This is a genomic window from Rhizobium sp. CG5, assembly GCF_023701945.1.
GTDB lineage: Bacteria > Pseudomonadota > Alphaproteobacteria > Rhizobiales > Rhizobiaceae > Allorhizobium.
In genome coordinates this window covers 106957-124337 of the sequence record NZ_JABAEF010000007.1, presented here as the reverse complement: position 1 = coordinate 124337, position 17381 = coordinate 106957, and the positions used below count along the sequence as shown (strand labels likewise).

The following is a 17381-nucleotide window of genomic DNA, read 5'->3' as shown; positions in this document are numbered from 1 at the left end:
GATGAGGTTCACGCGAGCGGCAGTTGAACCTGGACCTCGACACCTTGCTGCCTGACCGGTCTCGGTGACAGGACGGTCATGGTCATGCCGGTGCGGTCGGCGATCGCCTTGATGATGGAGAGGCCAAGGCCGCTGCCGCCGATCTTTCCCTCGCCACGCTCGAACCTTTGCATCAGCCGGTTCATCGCTTCGGCCGGCAGAACCGGACCGTCATTGGCGACGCAAAGCAAACCGTCCGCCTGAAGGACCGCCTCGACCAGACCGTCCTGCGCGCCGTGCTTCAGGGCGTTTTCGATCAGGTTGCGGTATAGAATGCCAACGGCATCGGGATCCAGCTTGGAAAGCACGGCGCCTTGCGGAAGGCTCAGGACGATCCGCCCCTCCCCGGCCCGGGTGAAATCCTGGGTGATCATCTGCAAGACGGGCCTGAGATCGGAGGGCTGATCGCTTTGCAGCCGTCCGCCTTCGGCGCGGGCAAGCTGCATCAGCTTTTCCGACATGCGCATCAGCCGCTTCAGGGTGGTTTCGATCTCCGTTGCCCGCTGGCTTGTCAGTTCTTCCGTCGTTTCGGAGCGAATGCGCTGCGCCTGGGCAATGGCGCCTGCCACCGGCGTTCGCAGTTCGTGTGCCGCATTGGCCGCAAAGGCGCGTTCGGCATTGAACGCCGCCTTCAGGCGGTCCAGCAGCTGGTTGACGCCTGCCGAAATCGGACGAAGCTCGCTGGGCAGGCTGCTATCGGGCAAGGGTGAAAGATCCTGGGTGCCGCGATGAGCAAGCTCCTCTCGCAGGCCGCGCACCGGGCGCAAGGACCGGCGCACCGCCACAACGATTGCCAGAAGGCTGAACGGGATCACCACGATCAGCGGCAGCACCAGACCCAGCAACATCTTGCGTGACAGTTCCCTGCGGCGATCGAGCGGTTCGGCCACGGCAATCGTCATCCGGCCGTCGGCGCTGACGTCGTAATAGAGCTGGTGCGTTTCGGTCCGGACAAAACCCCGTTGGGCAAAAGCCGGAAAGATCGAGGCGTCAGCACCTCGCGAGGCGAGCAGGATCCGCCCGTCGCGGTCGCGCACGATGAAGGTCACGTCCTCGCCGTACCGCGTCTCGCGGCCGCCGCGCGTTTCGCCGTCCTCTTGCTCGACGGCACCACGATGGTCGCGGCCTTCGCGCAGGTCGTGCCGGGCAATCGGCAGGATGCGCTGTGCCGTGGCTTTCAGCCCGTCATCGTAGACTTGCTGCATTTCCCCGCCGAGGCGATGGGCGGTGACCGCGGCCGCCGCCAACCACAGCAGCGTGACCGAAAGCCCGACCGCAAGGGCCAGGCGCGTCTGGAGCGATGTACCGATCTTCATGCGCGCCCCAATCGGTAGCCGAGACCGCGTTCGGTCTCGATCACATGGGCGCCGAGTTTCTTGCGCAGCCGGCTGACATGCACTTCGATGGCATTGCTGTCGATTTCCGTATCGAAGGAATAGAGCCGTTCTTCCAGCTGCGCCTTGGAAAGGAGCTGACCTGGACGCTGCAGGAAGGCCTCGAACAGGACCCATTCGCGCGCCGTCAGGATCACCGCCTTGCCGTTCAGCGCGACGCTGCGGGCAGCAAGATCCACGGTGAGCGGGCCCAGCGTGACGAGGGGGTTGGGGTTGCCGGTATAGCGGCGGGCGACCGAGCCGATGCGGGCCGACAGCTCGGCCAGATCGAAGGGCTTCACCATGTAATCGTCCGCCCCGGCATTCAGCCCGGCAATCCGGTCCGAGACCTGGTCGAGGGCTGTCAGGATCATCACCGGGGTGACATCGCCCCGGCCGCGCAGCGCTTTCAGAAAAGCAATGCCCAAGCCGTCGGGCAGCATGAGATCGAGCAGGACAAGGTCGTAGCCGGCGGCGGCCAGCGCGTCGCCGGCCCGATCCAGCCGCATCACCCAGTCGACGGAATGGCCGTCAGCGGCGATCTGGTCGCGAATGGCCGCACCCAGCGCCGTATCGTCCTCGATCAGCAGAACCCGCATCATTGCCTCCCTTTGCTCTCAAGTCCTAGTCCACCCGCCAGCTTACGGGAAGCTGAAGCAATGTCGCGCCGTTTGTCAGGTGCCTGTCAGTTTGCCGCTCCATTGATCGCTCCGACACTGAGAGGAAACGATGATGAAGACCGGCATTCTGCCCACCGTGGCCCTGGCGATCCTGGCCGCGACATCCGCCCAGGCCAGGGACGATTGCGATATTCCGATGGCCCACTGGCAGCCACGCGAGGCCGTCCGCGCCATGGCGGAAGAACGCGGTTGGACGCTGAAGCGCATCAAGATCGATGACGGTTGCTACGAAGTCTACGGCACCGACAGAGAGGGCCGCCGCTTCGAGGCGAAAATCGACCCTCAGACCCTTGAGGTCATCGACATCGAAGAACGCCACGACCATCGCTGACCTTCCGAACCCGATCCCCATCCCCATCATGCCCCACCAACCGGAGACACTGATATGACCTACCGCAAACTTCTTCTGGCTGCCTGCGCCGGCACCGGCCTTCTCGTCGCCTTCGGCAGTCTGGCCATGCCGCTCGATGCCCTGAAAACGAAGACCTCAAGCGCCTTCGGCCTGGTGGACTATGACCAGACCGACAGCGATGGCCATCACCGGGGACACCATCGCCATGACGATGACCACGGTCGCCAGGCCTCCAACGACTGCCGCAGCGACGAAGAGGATGATGACGACGACGATGACAGGGCCTGCGGCGGTCGTGGCGGCGCCATGCCGCAGCAGAACGCCACCCCGCCGGCCAATGGTCTGTTCGCGCCCGGATCCAAGCCAAACGTCCAAGTGAACTGAACCGTCCAGATCCGCACAGGAGATTGAAATGAAGCGCTTTCTTGCCATGCTCGCCGTCACCACGGCCCTCACCATTCCCAGTCTCGCCATGGCGGGCCAGGTGACATTTACCACCACGCTCAGCAACTACGGCGGCGATGGCGCCTATCTTGCCTATTACGTGACCGACGCTGACGGCAAATATGCGGGCAGTCTGTGGATGGCCGGCGGCAAGGCCAGATACTACGAACACCTGAGCGGCTGGTACCGCGCCACGGCTGGCGACACCGCCGAGATCAACGGCATCACCGGCGCCAGCGTCGGGGCGGGCCGTTCGCTCAAGATGACCGTCGATCTGGCCGATACGCTGTTCGATGCCGGCTATCAGCTGCACATCGATTCCGCCGTCGAAGACATGCGCGACAGCCCGAACGACATCGTCGTGCCGCTGACATCGACGGGTTCGGGCCAGACGGTGAAGGGCAAGCGCTACATCGCCGGCTTCACCTATGCCCGTTAAGCAGGAAGGACGCTTGTCATGATCCGGTCGCTCCACCGTTGGTTCGGGCTGATTGCCGCCGTGCTGCTGACCACTGTCGCGTTGAGCGGCATGGCCCTGTCGGTTTTCCCGGTCTCCGAGGCCTTCACCCGGCCCGCCGCCCAGGCAATCAGCGTTGCCGAGCTTGCCGCGCGCGTTCAAGTGGCCGAACCCTCGGTGGAGCAGATCCGCAGGGCGCCGTCCGGGCGCCTGACTGCCTATTATTTCGAGGGCGATCAGCCCGCCTCGGCCGTCATCGATCCCACCACCGGCAAGCCCGCCGGCAGCGCCGATACCTCGGCACTGCAGCGTTGGCTGACCAATTTTCACCGCTCCCTGCTGCTGGATGACACGGGTCGTCTGGTCACCGCGGCTGGTGCTGCCATCATGCTGCTGATGACCGTATCCGGCCTTTTCCTTCTGGCGCGGCGCGCCGGCGGGTGGCGGGCGCTTTTGAAGCCGATGCGCGGCCAAGGCGACGGGCGGCTGCATGCCGTGATGTCGCGGCTTGCCCTGCCAGGGCTATTGCTCTCCTCGCTCACCGCCCTCTGGATGACCGCCGCCACCTTCGGCCTGCTGCCCGACGGCGCCGGCGCGCCACCTTTCCCGGCAGAGGTCAGCGGCCAGACAGGCGTGGCGCTCGCCGCCATTCCCCTGCTTCAGGAGACCCCGATCGAAGAACTTCGCTCCTTGAGCTTCCCGGCGAAGACCGACGCAACCGATGTCTTCACCCTGAAGACCGCTGCCGGTGAAGGCTATATCGATCAGGGCAACGGGCGGCTTCTGGCCTGGACCGATGCCGGCTGGACCGATCGCGTCTCCCATCTCGTGATGATGCTGCATACGGGCCAGGGCCTGGCTTGGCTCGGTCTGCTTCTGGGGCTTTCGGCGCTGAGCGTTCCAGTTCTGGGATGGACCGGCGTGTCGGTCTGGCTTGCAGCATGGCTTGCGAGGCGCCGCGATGGCAAGGCGGCATCCGTGCCTGCCGCCGACGCCGATACCATCGTCCTGGTCGGCAGCGAAGGCGGCACGACGCGCGGCTTTGCGGCAACGCTTCAGTCTGTCCTTTCCGCGCAGGGCCTTGGCGTCCATGTGGGACCGATGACGGGCTTTGATCCCAACCGTTGGCCGAAGGCGCGACGCATCATCCTGCTCGCGGCCACCTATGGCGATGGCGCGGCACCGGCCTCGGCCAGTGGCTTTCTCGCAGAGTTCATGCACTGTCCGGCAAAACCCGGCCTGCCGCTTGCCGTGCTCGGCTTCGGCGATCGCAGCTTTCCGGCTTTCTGCGGCTTTGCGGCGGAGATCGCGAGGATCGCAGATCAAAAAGGCTGGAAGCTGCTGACCCCGTTCGACACGGTCGACCGCCGGTCGCCGCAGGATTTCGCCCGCTGGGGACGCAGCCTTGCGCAGGCCCTCAGCCTCGACTTCGAGCTGAACCATCAGCCGGCGGCATTGAAGACATGGGCGATGTCGCTGGTGTCGCGACGCGACTATGGCGCCGACGTGCAGGCGATGACGGCGATCCTGCGCTTTGCCCTGCCGAAAACCTCGCTCTGGCATCGCCTGACAGGCCAAGGCCTGCCACGTTTCGAAGCTGGCGACCTGATCGGCGTCGTGCCGCAAGGCTCCGACCTGCCGCGTTTCTACTCGCTGGCGTCAGGCACCAGGGATGGCTTTCTCGAAATCTGCGTGCGCAAGCAGGCCGGCGGTCTCTGCTCCGGTCAGTTGGCGGCGCTGGAACCGGGCGACACGATGACCGCTTTCGTGCGGCCGAACCCTGCTTTTCGCCCCGTGCGCGGCCGCAGGCCGGTCATCCTGATCGGGGCCGGCACCGGGATCGGGCCCCTCGCCGGCTTCGCTCGCGCCAATCGCTCGCGCAGGCCCATGCACCTCTATTTCGGCACCCGTCACCCCGCCAGCGATGCGCTATACGCCGAGGAGCTTTCCGCCTGGAAGGACGACGGACATCTCACGTCGGTCTCGACAGCCTATTCGCGGACAGCAACGCCAGCCTATGTGCAGGATATTCTGCGCCAGGATGCGGCCCGGCTTGGCAAGCTGATTGCCGCCGGCGGTCAGGTTCTGGTCTGCGGCGGACGGGAGATGGCGGCCGGCGTCGCCACCGCACTTGCCGATATTCTCGCACCGCAAGGTGTTACCCTTGCCACGCTCAAGGCGGAGGGCCGTTATGCCGAAGACGTTTACTGACCTGACGCGCCATGCGCTGAACGGGCCGACCATGGGCACGCGCTGGTCGGCGCTGTTTCATACGCCGGCCGATTTCGACGCCGAGCCGGCACGATTGGCCATGGCCAATGCCGTGGCTGAGGTGGACCGACAAATGTCCACCTGGAAACCGAACAGCGATCTCAATCGCCTGAATTCAGCAGATCCCGGCGAATGGATCACGCTGCCGGAGCGGCTCATCACCGTTCTCACCGCCGGCCTCATCATCGGCCAGGCCTCTGGCGGTGCCTTCGACATCGGCATGGGCGATGCCGTTGCCGCCTGGGGTTTTGGCCCGGACGCGGCAGATCAGGACCGGATCAAGGCCGCACGCCTTTTAAGCCGCAGCCCGGCACACGACATCCTGGAACTCGACAGATCGGGCTGTCGCGCCCGAAAACATGCCGACATGCGTTTCGATCTGAACGGCATCGCCAAGGGCTACGGCGTCGACCGGCTGACGGAGGTGGCGCGCGAGCATGGCATCGAGGCTGGCCTCTTTGCCATCGACGGCGAGTTGCGGGCGCTCGGCGCCCAGCCGGACGGCAAGGGCTGGACCATCGCCGTCGAGAAACCTGACCTGGACGCCCGCGCCCCGCACTCCGTCCTCGAGCTGCACGATGCCGCCGTCGCCACCTCAGGCGATTACCGCCACTGGCTGGATGTCGGCGGCCACCGCCTATCGCATACCATGGACCCGCGCCTCGGAATGCCGCTCAAGCAATCCCCCGCGTCTGTCACCGTCATTGCCCGCGATTGCAGGAGCGCCGACGCCTGGGCGACGGCGATGATGGTTCTCGGCGAAGCGCGCGGTCTTGCGTTGGCCGAAAAGCTCGGGCTTTCCGTGCTGTTCCTGTATGATGGGCCGCAGAGGCGTGCCGGATGCGGTTTTTTCACCCCGTGAGCAGGCCTCGAATTCGCTATCCCTTCTGTTTTCCAGCATGCGTCGATCATGGCGCGAACCCTTATTCTTGACCGGAGCCACCCCATGTCCCGATTGCACGCCGAAAACCATCTCGTCTCCCGCATCGGCTGGCTTCGCGCCGCGGTTCTGGGAGCCAATGACGGGATCGTCTCGACGGCGAGCCTGATCGTCGGGGTCGCCTCGGCCTCCACGGCGTCCTCCGATATCCTTGTGGCCGCCATCGCCGGCATGGTCGCCGGTGCCATGTCGATGGCCGCCGGCGAATATGTCTCCGTCAGTTCGCAGGCCGATACCGAACAGGCCGACCTTGCCCGTGAACGCAAGGAGCTGGACACCCTGCCGGAAGCCGAGCTGGAAGAATTGACCCAGATCTATGTGAAGCGCGGCCTCACCCCTGACCTGGCCCGCCAGGTTGCAGATCAGCTGACCGCCGGCAATGCGCTCGATGCCCATGCCCGCGACGAATTGGGCATTGTCGAGCATATGGCCGCGCGCCCGATCCAGGCCGCCTTGACTTCGGCCCTCACCTTCGCCATCGGCGCAGCACTTCCCCTGGCACTGGTTTTCGTCTGGCCGACCGAGACGCTCGTCTATGCGGTTTCCGGTGCGTCGCTCATCTTCCTCGCATTGCTTGGAGCAATCGGGGCGAAAGCCGGCGGCGCGAACATTCTGAAGGCCACCGTGCGCGTCACCTTCTGGGGCGCCGCCGCCATGGCGCTGACGGCCGGCATCGGCGCACTGGTCGGAACGGCTGTCTAGAGACCGACATCAAGGCTGCGAATCCCGGCCACCATTTCCCTAGCCAAACAGAGCGCGAACCAGAACAGAGCCGTCCGGCCTCTGGATCACGCAACGGCTCGCCTGCTTCTGGTCGCAGGTCGAATAGAGCCCAATGCGGAGCTTCTCACCCTGATTGATGTTGCCGGAGAAGAGCACCGCCAGGGGCCGGTCCAGCCTCTGCGCCGCCGCCTGTCCCTCCCACTGGCAGAAGGCACGCCCCATCAGCCCAACATATTCGGCAAAGTAGAGCAGACCGGCGCCGTTGAACTCTTCAAAGGGACAGGGCTGGAACGACATCTCCCGCTCGGGGAGACCATCCGGTTCGTTGCAAAGGCGCAAGGCCGCGATATCCTCCGTCAGCAGGCTCTCGGCAACGGGCCCCTCGGTCCGGAAATGACGAACCAGCGACCGCCGGATGGACCGGTTGTCCTGCCCGGTGCGGGCCACGAAGACCGATTGCAGCACGACCGTGCCGATGTCGTGACCATCAATCTGCAAGGCATGGAGGCTTTCCGTGCGCGTGTCGGACACGCGGTAGAGGTTGGAACGGATCGTCAGAACCGCATTGGGGCGGCCCCGCGACAACCGGGCATCGATCTTCAGAGCCGAAAAGGCAGCATAGGCTTCGTTGCCGTCCGGGGTGCGGAAATCCGCATCATCGAGGCCCAGCCGACCGGCCAGCAGAAGCCAGTGCCGGTGCCCGAGCTCCTTCAGCAACCATGTGCGCGACAGGCCGAAGGGCGTCAGATGCGGCATGCCGAGCAGGATCTGCGGACAAAGCGCTGCTTCGACGAGCGCCCGGGACCGGACGCCGGACTTGCAAAGGGTGGGGAGATCGCCGGGCATCATATTCATGATGGGTTTCCTTATCGCAAGAGAACGGCAATCCGGCCGCGGCCTCAACCGGCCATAGCCCGGCTTGCAGCAGGCTGGTTTTCGCCGACGAAATCCGTGAGGTGACCGACCACATGCTCGGCATCCTTGCCGACGCTGAGGAAGCGGCCGGAGCCCCAGGTCCACAGCCAGGGCAGGCCGAGAACATAGACGCCGGGGATGCCGGTCACGCCGCGGCGCTGCACCGGATAGCCCGTGCCGTCGAAGATCGGCAGGCCGACAAAGGACCAGTCGGGTCGAAACCCGGTCGCCCAGACGACCGACGTGATGCCTTCGGCGACGAGGTCGAGTTCGGTGACCTCCTGTTCGGGAGACCAGAGCGGCTGATACTCGGAGCCGTCCGGCGCCGCGATGCCCTTTTCCGCGATATGGCGGTCGATCAGGGCGTTGATGCCGTTATAGACCCGGTCGGCCTCGTCGAGATTGGCTTTCAGGTTCGCCGCGAAGATCATGCGGCCGCCACTCACCGTCTCCATGCGGCCATAGAGCGCCATGCCTTCCAGCGCGAATTTCCTCAGATCGATGTCGCGGCCGCCATCGCGGCCGGTGAGGTAGTGGTTGGTGTCGTGCCTTTTCTTGCCCATGCCGTCATGGGCGATGGTGATGTCGTATTGGCCGATATCGGCGAGCCAATCCACCACGTCGCGGCCGCGGTAGAAGCGGGCGCAGCGCGGCGCGTTGCCGGTCACCATATGCACCTTGCGGCCGGCCAGATGCAGATCCTCGGCGATCTGGCAACCGGACTGGCCGGAGCCGACCACCATGACGGCGCCCTCCGGCAACTGGCCCGCGTTGCGATAATCGGCGGTATGGACCTGGGTGATCGTTTCCGGCAGCCGTTCTGCGGCGCGCGGAATGGCCGGTTCGCTGTAAAGGCTGGTGGCGATGATCACGGCATCCGCCGTCACCGTCCCGGCGGAGCTTTCGACGCGAAAGCCATCGCCGAGCCGTTCGACCGATGTCACGACGGTGTTTTCGAGGATCGGCGCATCCACTTTCTCGATAAAGCGACCGACATAATCGAGGATCTCGTCCTTCACCATGAAGCCATGGGGGTCCGGCCCGTCATAGGCATGGCCGGGCAATTGGCATTGCCAGTTGGGCGTGACGAGGCAAAACGCGTCCCAGCGCTGGTCGCGCCATTTGTGGGCGGCGGTCTTCTTCTCGATCACCACATGGCCGATGCCCTGCTTCTTCAGATAGTGGCTGGCGGAAAGCCCCGCCTGGCCGCCGCCGATGACGACGGCCTGGTAGTGGCTCTCTAGGGTAAACGGGGTCATGGTTCGCTCCTTAGGCGAGAAAGGTCTTCACGATGACGGATGCCGCCTCGCGATCATGGAAGTGGCTCGCGGCGGTCTCGATGCGGGCAAGCTGGCCGCGGGCGAGCGAACAGGGAAATCCGTATTTGGCCTCCACCCGATCGCTGGCGATGGTCAGCGCCTGTCGGCTGCGGTCGATGAAATCGGCCAGCGGATAGCTCTGCCCCTCGGCAAAGAAATCCTTGATGATCAGCGAGGGCGAATAGCATTCCTCGTCCCGGCCGTCGGGCCAGGTGACGACAAAGCGCATTTCAGGCATGGGCGGGCTCCCTGAGTACAAGATAACTGGCGATATGGGCCTCGGCGGTCTTCTGCCAGCCGTGACGGGTGGCGACGGCAAGTCCTGCAGGCAGCAGCCGGCGGCGGATCGGCTCGGCAAGCGACAGCATCATGGCCTCGGCGATCGACGCCGGATTGCGCGGATCGCACCAGATCGCGTCGTCGGGCGAGAGATATTCGGTAAACGGCGCGATGCAGGAGACGACGGCCGGCACGCCGCTTGCCATGGCCTCCAGCACCACAAGACCGAAGCCTTCCTTCACCGAGGGAAAGACCAGCGCATCGGCCAGTCGAAACAGCGCCGGCATGTCCTCATCCGCAACCGCGCCGATCAGGTGCACGGCGCCGCGAAGTGCGGGCAACTCTGAAAGCACGGCGTGGAATTCGCTTTGATAGGCTCCATGATCGAGCAGCGACACGCCGCCGGCGATCACCAGTTGCGCATCCGGCCTGACCGCCTTGAGCTGGGCGAAGGCTTCCAGAATGCGAAGCGTGTTCTTGCGGGCCTCGACGCCGCCGATGCTGAGAAAGACGGGACCTGACGGCAGATTGAGCCGCGCGTGCAAGCCAATGTCCCGCCCGTCCTGCCGGGGTGAAAAGCGGCTCGTATCAACGCCGTTTCCGACATTGACCGATGCCTTGCCCTCGGCGGCGAGCATCTCCTGCCACACCCGGCTGACGGTGAAGAAGCGGTCGGCGCGGTCGATCGAGCAGCGTTGCAGGCTCATCAGGCGCGGATCGGCAAACTGGTCGATATGGTGGACGGTGCGGGCGAATCCGCGGATCAGCCCGCGCGCCTTCAAGGTCGCCAGTGCATTGCCCGATATGCCGTCATGGGCATGGTAGAGGTCGAAACCCCGCGCCGACGGTCGTTCGAAATGGGCCACATAGTCGGCTATGCGCTGCTCGACCATTTCAGTCATGGACGTGGACGCGGGGGCGACGGGCAAGCATGCGGTGCCACAGCGCGGCTGGCGGAAGAAGCCGTGGCCGCTGGCGTCGGGTGCGTGCAGGACCACCTCGTGACCCAGCGCCACAAGGGCCTCGCTGAGATGCATGGCATGCACCACGCCGCCGCGCGGATTGGTCGAATGGGTCAGCATGGCAATGCGCAAGGGGCGGGTCAAAGGGCGGCCTCCCTGGCAAGTTGCATCAGCGGCGTGGCCTGGTGGTCGCGGATCAGTTCGCGCTTGCCATCCGCAGTCACCGCGATTTGCGAACCCGGCGTCACCGCGCCGATGACGGCGGCGACAATGTCTCTCTTAGCAAAACGCTCCAGGACGACAGCGGCGTTTTCCTCCGGCACCGCGAGCAGATACCCGAAGCTCGGAAAGGTTTGCAGCCAGCGATCCATGGCCACGCCGTCGGGCACCGGAATGGCCTTGAGGTCGATCTCGATGCCGACGTCGGAGCATTCGGCCAGCATGATCGCCGTGCCGACGATGCCGCCCTGGCTGATATCCTTGGCGGCATAGGCCAATCCGGCCTCGGCGATGTCGGGCAGGATGTCGAGGTCGGCACGCAGCCGTTCCGGCGGGGCTGTTGTCGCGGCTTCCCAGTTGTTGAACGGTACGCGGTAGCGGCCGCGGTGATCCACGGCGGCGATCAGCCGGTCGCCCGGCCTGGCGTCGAAACTGGTCAGCAGACGCCTGGCCCGGCCGAGGATCGCAACGGACAACTGGCCGCGGTCGGTCCGGATATTGGTATGGCCGCCAACGATCGGCACGCCGAAGGTCTCGGCCGCCGCCTGCATGCCGTCGAGCACCGGGGCTGCCCCGTCCTCGCCATTGGCCCAGACGGCATCGACCACGGCGATGGGGCGTCCGCCCATGGCGACGACATCTGAGATATTGACCATGACCCCGCACCAGCCGGCAAACCACGGATCGGCCGCGACGAATTCGTTGATGAAGCCTTCGATGGCCAACAGCAGGAAGCCGTCGCCATCCGGGATGGCCGCGCAATCATCGCCGACCGCGACAGTCTGGCCGGTGAGCCCCAGCCGCGCCGCCACGGCGGAAATATCTGCCTTGGCGGATATGCCGGCGCTGGCCCGGAGCGTGTTGGCGATGGCGACGAGATCGAAGGACATGCTCAGGCCGCCTTTTTCGGGAGCGCGACAAACCCTGTCTCGGGCGTCACACAGGGCGGGTAAAACGCCAGATCAGCCTGCATCCTGAGATGCGGCTTGCCGTAGATCTCGAACTCCTCGATCACGTCCCAATGCAGCCGGCGGAACAGCAAGCCGTTCTGCACCTGGACATTGGCAAGGAAACGGTGGCAGCCCATGGCATTGGCGGAAGAGACCGCAAGCTTGATCAAGGTGGCGCCGAGTGCGCCGATCTTGCGGAAATCCTCGTGCACCGCCAGCCGCGATCCCCACCAAACGCCGGGTTCCGCCTCGTGAATGCGCACGGTGCCGACCAGCTGGTCGGCGACGACGCCCAGCATCGACAGCGCGACGATCGGGATGGCATGGTCGTCGATCGCATCGCGATCGTCGCCTTCGAAGATCTTCTGCTCCTCGCAGAACACGGCACGCCGAAGCGCATGAGCTTCCCGCCGTTCCCAGTTTGAGGTGGCGAACTTGATCTGATATTCGGAGGTCCTGAACGGGATGATCGGTTCGAACATCATGCGGTCAGTCTCCTTTCATAGGTCGACAGCGCCGAGCAGGCGCCGCATTTGCCGCAGCCGGCTTTGATGTCGACGGATTTCAGCCCGCTCTCGACCAGCAGGCGCGACAGCGGCTCGAGGATCGAGTGCATGAAGGCCGGCGATGGGGTGGGATGGCTTTCCAGCGGCGTGCCGGCGATCGGCACGAAGGGCACGACGAAGGGGTAGACGCCGATGGCGACTAGCTGTTCGCAGATGTCGAGGATCGCTTCGCGCGTATCGCCGAGACCGGCCAGGATATAGGTCGAGACCTGGCCGCGGCCGAAAACCTTTACCGCCGCCTCGAAGGAGCGCATGTATTTCTCCACCGGCACCTGCGCCTTGCCGGGCATGATGCGGGCGCGCACCTCGGGCGTGACCACCTCCAGATGCATGCCGAGCGTGTCGATGCCGGCCTCCTTCATGCGCTCGAACCAGAGATCGTCTTCCGGCGGCTCGCACTGGCCCTGGATCGGCAGGTCGACAGCGGCCTTGATGGCGCGGGCGCTGTCAGCCAGCACGGCGGCACCCCGGTCGTCGCCCTTGGGGGTGCCTGTCGTCATAACCATGTGCTTGACGCCATCCAGTTCCACGGCGGCCTTGGCGACCTCAGCCAGCTGCGCGGGCGTCTTGTGGGCGATGGTCCGACCCGCCGCCAATGACTGGCCGATGGCGCAGAACTGACAGGTCTTGGTGCGGCTCTGGTAGCGGATGCAGGTCTGCAGCACCGTGGTCGCCAGCACGTCGCGGCCATGCAGCACGGCGATCTGCGAATAGGGAATGCCATCCGCCGTGGAGCGCTCGTAAAAGCGTGGCCGCAGCGGAAAGGAGACTTCGCCCAGCACAGTGCCGTCGCGGCTGATGCGGCTTTTGCCAGTTTCATCCGGCTTTTCGACGACATAGGGGCTCTCGAAGGCGGGTGCCGTATGCACCGGCACCATCACGGTCATGCCGTCGATGGTCAGGGCCTTGTGGTCGGACGGGCCGGCGCCGCCGCGGCGGCTTTCATGGCCGGCCTTGGGATCGACCAGCCTAGCCCCGAAGGACTGCAACTCGTTGATCAGCGTTTCGGTCGAGGGAAGGGTTCTCGTGTCCATCGGTGTCGATCCTTGTCTGGGTCCGTTCGGGAAGAGGATGGGCGGCCGGGGTGACCATCGGGGCGGTCGGCCTGTCGTTGAGGACGAGATGCAGCAGTTCAGGGCGGGCATAGTGGCCGACCGAATCCATCATCCGCTTGCGCTTGACGATCAGGCTCATGTCGAGATCGGCAATCAGGATGCCCTCGCCCTCGGTGATCGGCGGGGCAAGATGTTTGCCCTCCGGCGAGATGATCGCCGTCATGCAGCCGCCGGTCAGCGCCTTCTGCAGGCCGGGATCCGGCGTGATCGACTGGATCTGTTCGGGCGTCAGCCAGCCGGTGGAATTGATGACGAAGCAACCGCTTTCCAGCGCGTGATGGCGGATGGTCACCTCCATCTGGTCGGCGAAGATGGGGCCGACCAGCGAGCCGGGAAACTGCGCGAGGTGGATCTCCTCGTGCTGGGCCATCAGCGCGTAGCGGGCCAGCGGATTGTAATGCTCCCAGCAGGCCAGCGCACCGATGCGGCCGACAGCACTGTCGACCACCTTGAGGCCGGAGCCATCCCCCTGCCCCCAGATCATCCGCTCGTGGAAGGTCGGCGTGATCTTGCGGCGTTTGAGGATCAGCGTGCCGTCGGCATCAAACAGCAGCTGGGTATTGTATAAGGTACCGTGGTCGCGCTCGTTGATGCCGAGAAGCACGACGATGCCGTGTTCGCGGGCGGCCGCAGCAACAGCATCGGTGGCGGGCGACGGAACCGTGACCGCCTCCTCGTAGAGCCTGATATGGTCGCGCCCCGACAGGACCGGCGGCAGCACGAAGGAGAAATAGGGATACCAAGGCACGAAGGTCTCGGGAAAGACGATCAGCTCCGCGCCCCTCGACGCCGCCTCGCGGATCGTCTCCAGCACGCGGGCGATGGTTTTTTCGCGCGACGTCAGATCCGGCGCGATCTGGGCGGCGGCGGCCCGCACGGTTTTCTTGTCCATGACACGGTCCTTTGGCTGAGGTGAAAAGGCGGCGGGGCGACACGCGCCCCGCCTGATCGGTCAGAGCGTCCAGGTGTCGAGGATGAAGGCCCCGTCGCGGCGGTGGATGAGGATGAGGTCGAGCACATCGAGCGGGCTGATCGGCTTGATGCCGGGGATCAGCGACGGCTCGCCATGGCCATAGAGCGCCTGCAGCGCGAACCGGCAGGCATAGACCTTGCCGCCCTCTTCCATGAAGCCGGCGATCTGGTTGTTGAAGTTGAGGTGGCCGGGGAAGGCTTCGTCGCCGAGTTTGGGGAAGCCGCGCTGTACGCCGAGCGTCACGCCCGGACCATAGAGCAGGATGGAGGTCTCAAAGCCCTTGCGCTTCAGCCGCTTGGCCTGCAGCAGGTTGACCAGGCCGATCGAGCCTTCGAAGGCCACTGTGTGGAAGGTGACGAGGGCTTTGTCGCCCTCCTTGGCCTGGACGTCTTCGAACACCTTCTCCTCATAGTCGACGAAGAAGTCACCCTTTTCATGGGCCGGTTTGGTCACTGCGGGCATGGATCGCTCCTCTGGTTGAACGTGAGCCTCTCGTGGGCGCAGTTCAAAGATTGCAAAGCCCGTGCCAAATTGATTTTTGGCAATATCCGATCAAATAATAAGCAGATACATTCAATTATGCATTCAATAGAAAAGAAACTTAGAAACCTCTGTCGAATCCAAGGGCAAATGCCTGCCGAAATCTGCAGCGCTATGGCGCGATTTTGATGCGTTCAATCTGCCATCAATTTATTTGCTTCCGGAGCTCAACGTATCGGGCCTCGACTTGGCAGGAGCTACTTTGGGCGGTTTTTGGTGAAGAAATGCATGGGTTGGCTCGCCGGGGGCAGTCGCACGTCTTTCCTGATGACAGCGCGCAGCTGCGACAATATACAGTCAATGGAACAGGACAGAATCGCGCAGGGCATGACATGAAAGAATGGCTACCAGACCTGACCCGCAGCACCAGCCCGCGCTATATGGCGATCGCCGACCTGATCGAGATGGACCTGCGCAGCGGCGTTCTGGTGGTCGGCGACCGCCTGCCGCCGCAGCGCGACCTGGCCAAGCGGCTGAACATGGACTTTACCACCGTGGCGCGCGGTTATGTCGAGGCGCACAAGCGCGGGCTTGTCAGTTCCCATGTCGGACGCGGCACCTTTGTGACCGGTGGCGTCGACAAGGAGCGGCGCGGCTTTGCCCTTGCCGCCGCCCCTGATCCGCGCCGCACGCTGGCCATCGATTTTTCCATGAACATGCCGCCGGAGCCGGATGATCCAGCACTTCTGGAACGGATGCAGGAGGGCCTGACGGCGGTCGCCTCCAATCTGGTGTCGCTTCTGCGCTACCAGGGGTTTGGCGGCTCGCCGATGGACAAGGACGCCGCCGCCGCCTGGCTCAGCCGTCGCGGCCTGGTGCCGTCGCAGGAGCGGATCTTCGTGACACCCGGCGCCCACCCGGCCCTGCTGGCCATCCTCTCCAACCTGGCAAAGCCTGGCCAGACGGTGCTGTGCGAAAATATCACCTATCCCGGCATCCGCTCGATTGCCGCGCAGCTGCGCCTCAGCCTCTGCGGCCTGGCCATGGACCAACATGGCGTCATCCCGGACGCGTTTGCCGAGGCCTGCAAGAATCGCTCGCCCAAGGCGATCTATCTCAACCCCACCCTGCAGAACCCGACGACGCTGACCGTGCCGGAGAAGCGGCGGGAGGAAATCTGCGCCGTGGCCCGCAAATATCACGTGCCTGTTGTCGAGGACGACGCCTATGGTTTCATCCCGGTCCATGCACCGCCGCCGCTCGCCACCATGGCGCCCGATCTGACCTGGCATATCGGCGGACTGGCCAAGTGCATCGGTGCCGGCCTGCGGCTTGCCTATGTCGTGGCCCCGGATACCAAATCCGCCTGGCCCTTTGTCAGCGCCATGCGTGCCAATAATGTCATGGCCTCGCCGCTCAATGTGGCGCTGGCGACGCGCTGGATCGAGGACGGCACGGCCGACACCATTCTGCGCTTCATCCGGACAGAGGCGGCGGCACGCCAGCAGATCGTCGCGGCACTGCTGCCGGCTGGCAGTTACCGGGCCGATCCGATCAGTTTCAACATCTGGCTGCCGCTGACCAATGGCTGGACCCGGTCGACCTTCGGCAGCCATATGCGCAATTCCGGCATTGGCGTCGTCGCCAGCGATGCGTTCACCGTCGAGGGTACGCCCGACGAGGCCGTCCGGGTCTGCCTGGGTGGCTCCATCACGCGGGAAAGGCTGAAAGGCGCCCTGGAATTCATGGGCCACGCCCTGGAAGGCTCGCCCGAGATGGCCGGATCGTTCTTCTAATCCTCATGCTTCATCGGCAGGCCACATTGTCGCATATTACATGCATTCAATATCTGATATTGATGCACTCAATATGAAACAAAGTGAGTGAGTGCCATGGAAAACCAATTCCCGCCCCTTGCGCCGATGCAAACAGGCATTCGCGGACGCTGCCCGCGTTGCGGCCAGGGCCATATGTTCAATGGCTTCCTGACCTTGAAGCCGCGTTGCGAGGTCTGCGATCTGGATTACGGCTTTGCCGATCCGGCCGATGGGCCGGCCTTCTTCGTCATGTGCTTTGCCTGCGTGCCGAGCATGCTGCTGGGCGTGTGGTTCGAGATCGTTTATGAACCGGCCTGGTGGGGCCATCTGCTGGTCACCATACCGTTCATGGCACTGACCTGCATATTACCGCTGCGCCCGCTGAAGGGTTGGCTGGTGGCAAGCCAGTTTTTCTACAAGGCCGAAGAAGGTCGGCTGGTCAAGACGAGCGAGTGAGCGCAGGCTGCGGCCCGTCCCCGGCGGCCGACGCCGGCATGCCCAACCACC

General features: G+C 64.5%; 19 protein-coding genes. 8 read left to right on the top strand and 11 right to left on the bottom strand.

The genetic code is table 11. From position 1 onward, the window contains the following. Window positions 1–8: 8 nt before the first annotated feature. Window positions 9–1355 carry an ATP-binding protein gene (locus tag HGO38_RS13495; RefSeq protein ID WP_250956413.1) on the bottom strand — a complete coding sequence of 449 codons (1347 nt, stop codon included), beginning with the start codon at window positions 1353–1355 and terminating at the stop codon, window positions 9–11. Beyond that, on the bottom strand, window positions 1352–2011 hold the full coding sequence (locus HGO38_RS13490; protein WP_250956412.1) for a response regulator transcription factor: 660 nt from the start codon (window positions 2009–2011) through the stop codon (window positions 1352–1354). The genes HGO38_RS13495 and HGO38_RS13490 overlap by 4 nt, the downstream gene beginning before the upstream one ends. A 133-nt stretch (window positions 2012–2144) precedes the next feature. Between HGO38_RS13490 and HGO38_RS13485 the strand changes: the two genes are divergently transcribed. From HGO38_RS13485 to HGO38_RS13460, 6 genes are all read left to right on the top strand, one after another. Beyond that, window positions 2145–2423 (top strand): PepSY domain-containing protein, encoded by a 279-nt coding sequence (locus HGO38_RS13485; RefSeq protein ID WP_250956411.1) that lies wholly within the window; start codon window positions 2145–2147, stop codon window positions 2421–2423. 54 nt (window positions 2424–2477) lie between these two features. After that, window positions 2478–2828 carry a hypothetical protein gene (locus tag HGO38_RS13480; protein WP_250956410.1) on the top strand — a complete coding sequence of 117 codons (351 nt, stop codon included), beginning with the start codon at window positions 2478–2480 and terminating at the stop codon, window positions 2826–2828. A gap of 28 nt (window positions 2829–2856) precedes the next feature. After that, window positions 2857–3327 carry a DUF2271 domain-containing protein gene (locus tag HGO38_RS13475; protein ID WP_250956409.1) on the top strand — a complete coding sequence of 157 codons (471 nt, stop codon included), beginning with the start codon at window positions 2857–2859 and terminating at the stop codon, window positions 3325–3327. A gap of 18 nt (window positions 3328–3345) precedes the next feature. Beyond that, the gene (locus tag HGO38_RS13470) at window positions 3346–5556 is read left to right on the top strand and encodes a PepSY domain-containing protein (RefSeq protein ID WP_250956408.1); all 2211 of its coding nucleotides are present in this window, start codon (window positions 3346–3348) and stop codon (window positions 5554–5556) included. Further along, complete coding sequence (locus tag HGO38_RS13465; RefSeq protein WP_250956407.1) at window positions 5537–6478, top strand: FAD:protein FMN transferase; 942 nt, start codon at window positions 5537–5539, stop codon at window positions 6476–6478. Before HGO38_RS13470 ends, HGO38_RS13465 begins: the two co-directional genes overlap by 20 nt. An 84-nt stretch (window positions 6479–6562) precedes the next feature. Beyond that, a complete protein-coding gene (locus HGO38_RS13460) occupies window positions 6563–7258 on the top strand; it encodes a VIT1/CCC1 transporter family protein (protein WP_250956406.1) in 696 nt (231 codons plus the stop codon). 39 nt (window positions 7259–7297) lie between these two features. Here the strand turns inward: HGO38_RS13460 and HGO38_RS13455 are convergent, their stop codons facing one another. From HGO38_RS13455 to HGO38_RS13415, 9 genes are read right to left on the bottom strand one after another with little or no spacing between them, the layout of a single operon-like run. After that, window positions 7298–8134 carry a Pnap_2097 family protein gene (locus HGO38_RS13455; RefSeq protein ID WP_250956405.1) on the bottom strand — a complete coding sequence of 279 codons (837 nt, stop codon included), beginning with the start codon at window positions 8132–8134 and terminating at the stop codon, window positions 7298–7300. A 44-nt stretch (window positions 8135–8178) separates the two neighbouring features. Further along, entirely contained in the window at window positions 8179–9453 is a 1275-nt protein-coding gene (locus HGO38_RS13450) for an MSMEG_0569 family flavin-dependent oxidoreductase (protein WP_250956404.1), read from the bottom strand. A 10-nt stretch (window positions 9454–9463) separates the two neighbouring features. Then, window positions 9464–9751 carry an MSMEG_0570 family nitrogen starvation response protein gene (locus HGO38_RS13445; RefSeq protein WP_250956403.1) on the bottom strand — a complete coding sequence of 96 codons (288 nt, stop codon included), beginning with the start codon at window positions 9749–9751 and terminating at the stop codon, window positions 9464–9466. Then, complete coding sequence (locus tag HGO38_RS13440) at window positions 9744–10874, bottom strand: MSMEG_0565 family glycosyltransferase (RefSeq protein ID WP_250956584.1); 1131 nt, start codon at window positions 10872–10874, stop codon at window positions 9744–9746. The genes HGO38_RS13445 and HGO38_RS13440 overlap by 8 nt, the downstream gene beginning before the upstream one ends. Before the next feature lie 20 nt (window positions 10875–10894). Beyond that, entirely contained in the window at window positions 10895–11863 is a 969-nt protein-coding gene (locus HGO38_RS13435; RefSeq protein WP_250956402.1) for a sll0787 family AIR synthase-like protein, read from the bottom strand. 2 nt (window positions 11864–11865) lie between these two features. Next, window positions 11866–12408 carry an MSMEG_0567/Sll0786 family nitrogen starvation N-acetyltransferase gene (locus HGO38_RS13430; protein WP_250956401.1) on the bottom strand — a complete coding sequence of 181 codons (543 nt, stop codon included), beginning with the start codon at window positions 12406–12408 and terminating at the stop codon, window positions 11866–11868. Next, window positions 12405–13523, bottom strand: coding sequence for an MSMEG_0568 family radical SAM protein (locus HGO38_RS13425; protein ID WP_250956400.1), 1119 nt, complete (start codon window positions 13521–13523; stop codon window positions 12405–12407). The genes HGO38_RS13430 and HGO38_RS13425 overlap by 4 nt, the downstream gene beginning before the upstream one ends. Beyond that, window positions 13459–14496 (bottom strand): Nit6803 family nitrilase, encoded by a 1038-nt coding sequence (locus HGO38_RS13420; RefSeq protein ID WP_250956399.1) that lies wholly within the window; start codon window positions 14494–14496, stop codon window positions 13459–13461. The genes HGO38_RS13425 and HGO38_RS13420 overlap by 65 nt, the downstream gene beginning before the upstream one ends. A gap of 60 nt (window positions 14497–14556) precedes the next feature. Beyond that, window positions 14557–15039 carry an MSMEG_0572/Sll0783 family nitrogen starvation response protein gene (locus HGO38_RS13415; protein WP_250956398.1) on the bottom strand — a complete coding sequence of 161 codons (483 nt, stop codon included), beginning with the start codon at window positions 15037–15039 and terminating at the stop codon, window positions 14557–14559. Window positions 15040–15449: 410 nt separating this feature from the next. Between HGO38_RS13415 and HGO38_RS13410 the strand changes: the two genes are divergently transcribed. Together HGO38_RS13410 and HGO38_RS13405 are read left to right on the top strand one after the other, a co-directional pair. Further along, window positions 15450–16853: an aminotransferase-like domain-containing protein gene (locus tag HGO38_RS13410; protein ID WP_250956397.1), complete on the top strand. Its 1404-nt coding sequence runs from the start codon at window positions 15450–15452 to the stop codon at window positions 16851–16853. A gap of 96 nt (window positions 16854–16949) precedes the next feature. Next, window positions 16950–17330: a DUF983 domain-containing protein gene (locus tag HGO38_RS13405; protein ID WP_250956396.1), complete on the top strand. Its 381-nt coding sequence runs from the start codon at window positions 16950–16952 to the stop codon at window positions 17328–17330. The last annotated feature ends 51 nt before the right edge of the window (window positions 17331–17381 follow it).

Bases quoted from the DNA above. Each gene is read 5' to 3' on its own strand.
- HGO38_RS13490 (WP_250956412.1), bottom strand. From the start codon at position 2,011: ATGCGGGTTCTGCTGATCGAGGACGATACGGCGCTGGGTGCGGCCATT.
- HGO38_RS13450 (WP_250956404.1), bottom strand. From the start codon at position 9,453: ATGACCCCGTTTACCCTAGAGAGCCACTACCAGGCCGTCGTCATCGGC.
- HGO38_RS13460 (WP_250956406.1), top strand. From the start codon at position 6,563: ATGTCCCGATTGCACGCCGAAAACCATCTCGTCTCCCGCATCGGCTGG.
- HGO38_RS13445 (WP_250956403.1), bottom strand. From the start codon at position 9,751: ATGCCTGAAATGCGCTTTGTCGTCACCTGGCCCGACGGCCGGGACGAG.
- HGO38_RS13425 (WP_250956400.1), bottom strand. From the start codon at position 13,523: ATGGACACGAGAACCCTTCCCTCGACCGAAACGCTGATCAACGAGTTG.
- HGO38_RS13420 (WP_250956399.1), bottom strand. From the start codon at position 14,496: ATGGACAAGAAAACCGTGCGGGCCGCCGCCGCCCAGATCGCGCCGGAT.
- HGO38_RS13415 (WP_250956398.1), bottom strand. From the start codon at position 15,039: ATGCCCGCAGTGACCAAACCGGCCCATGAAAAGGGTGACTTCTTCGTC.
- HGO38_RS13435 (WP_250956402.1), bottom strand. From the start codon at position 11,863: ATGTCCTTCGATCTCGTCGCCATCGCCAACACGCTCCGGGCCAGCGCC.
- HGO38_RS13455 (WP_250956405.1), bottom strand. From the start codon at position 8,134: ATGAATATGATGCCCGGCGATCTCCCCACCCTTTGCAAGTCCGGCGTC.
- HGO38_RS13465 (WP_250956407.1), top strand. From the start codon at position 5,537: ATGCCGAAGACGTTTACTGACCTGACGCGCCATGCGCTGAACGGGCCG.
- HGO38_RS13480 (WP_250956410.1), top strand. From the start codon at position 2,478: ATGACCTACCGCAAACTTCTTCTGGCTGCCTGCGCCGGCACCGGCCTT.
- HGO38_RS13485 (WP_250956411.1), top strand. From the start codon at position 2,145: ATGAAGACCGGCATTCTGCCCACCGTGGCCCTGGCGATCCTGGCCGCG.
- HGO38_RS13410 (WP_250956397.1), top strand. From the start codon at position 15,450: ATGAAAGAATGGCTACCAGACCTGACCCGCAGCACCAGCCCGCGCTAT.
- HGO38_RS13405 (WP_250956396.1), top strand. From the start codon at position 16,950: ATGGAAAACCAATTCCCGCCCCTTGCGCCGATGCAAACAGGCATTCGC.
- HGO38_RS13430 (WP_250956401.1), bottom strand. From the start codon at position 12,408: ATGATGTTCGAACCGATCATCCCGTTCAGGACCTCCGAATATCAGATC.
- HGO38_RS13495 (WP_250956413.1), bottom strand. From the start codon at position 1,355: ATGAAGATCGGTACATCGCTCCAGACGCGCCTGGCCCTTGCGGTCGGG.
- HGO38_RS13470 (WP_250956408.1), top strand. From the start codon at position 3,346: ATGATCCGGTCGCTCCACCGTTGGTTCGGGCTGATTGCCGCCGTGCTG.
- HGO38_RS13475 (WP_250956409.1), top strand. From the start codon at position 2,857: ATGAAGCGCTTTCTTGCCATGCTCGCCGTCACCACGGCCCTCACCATT.
- HGO38_RS13440 (WP_250956584.1), bottom strand. From the start codon at position 10,874: ATGCTGACCCATTCGACCAATCCGCGCGGCGGCGTGGTGCATGCCATG.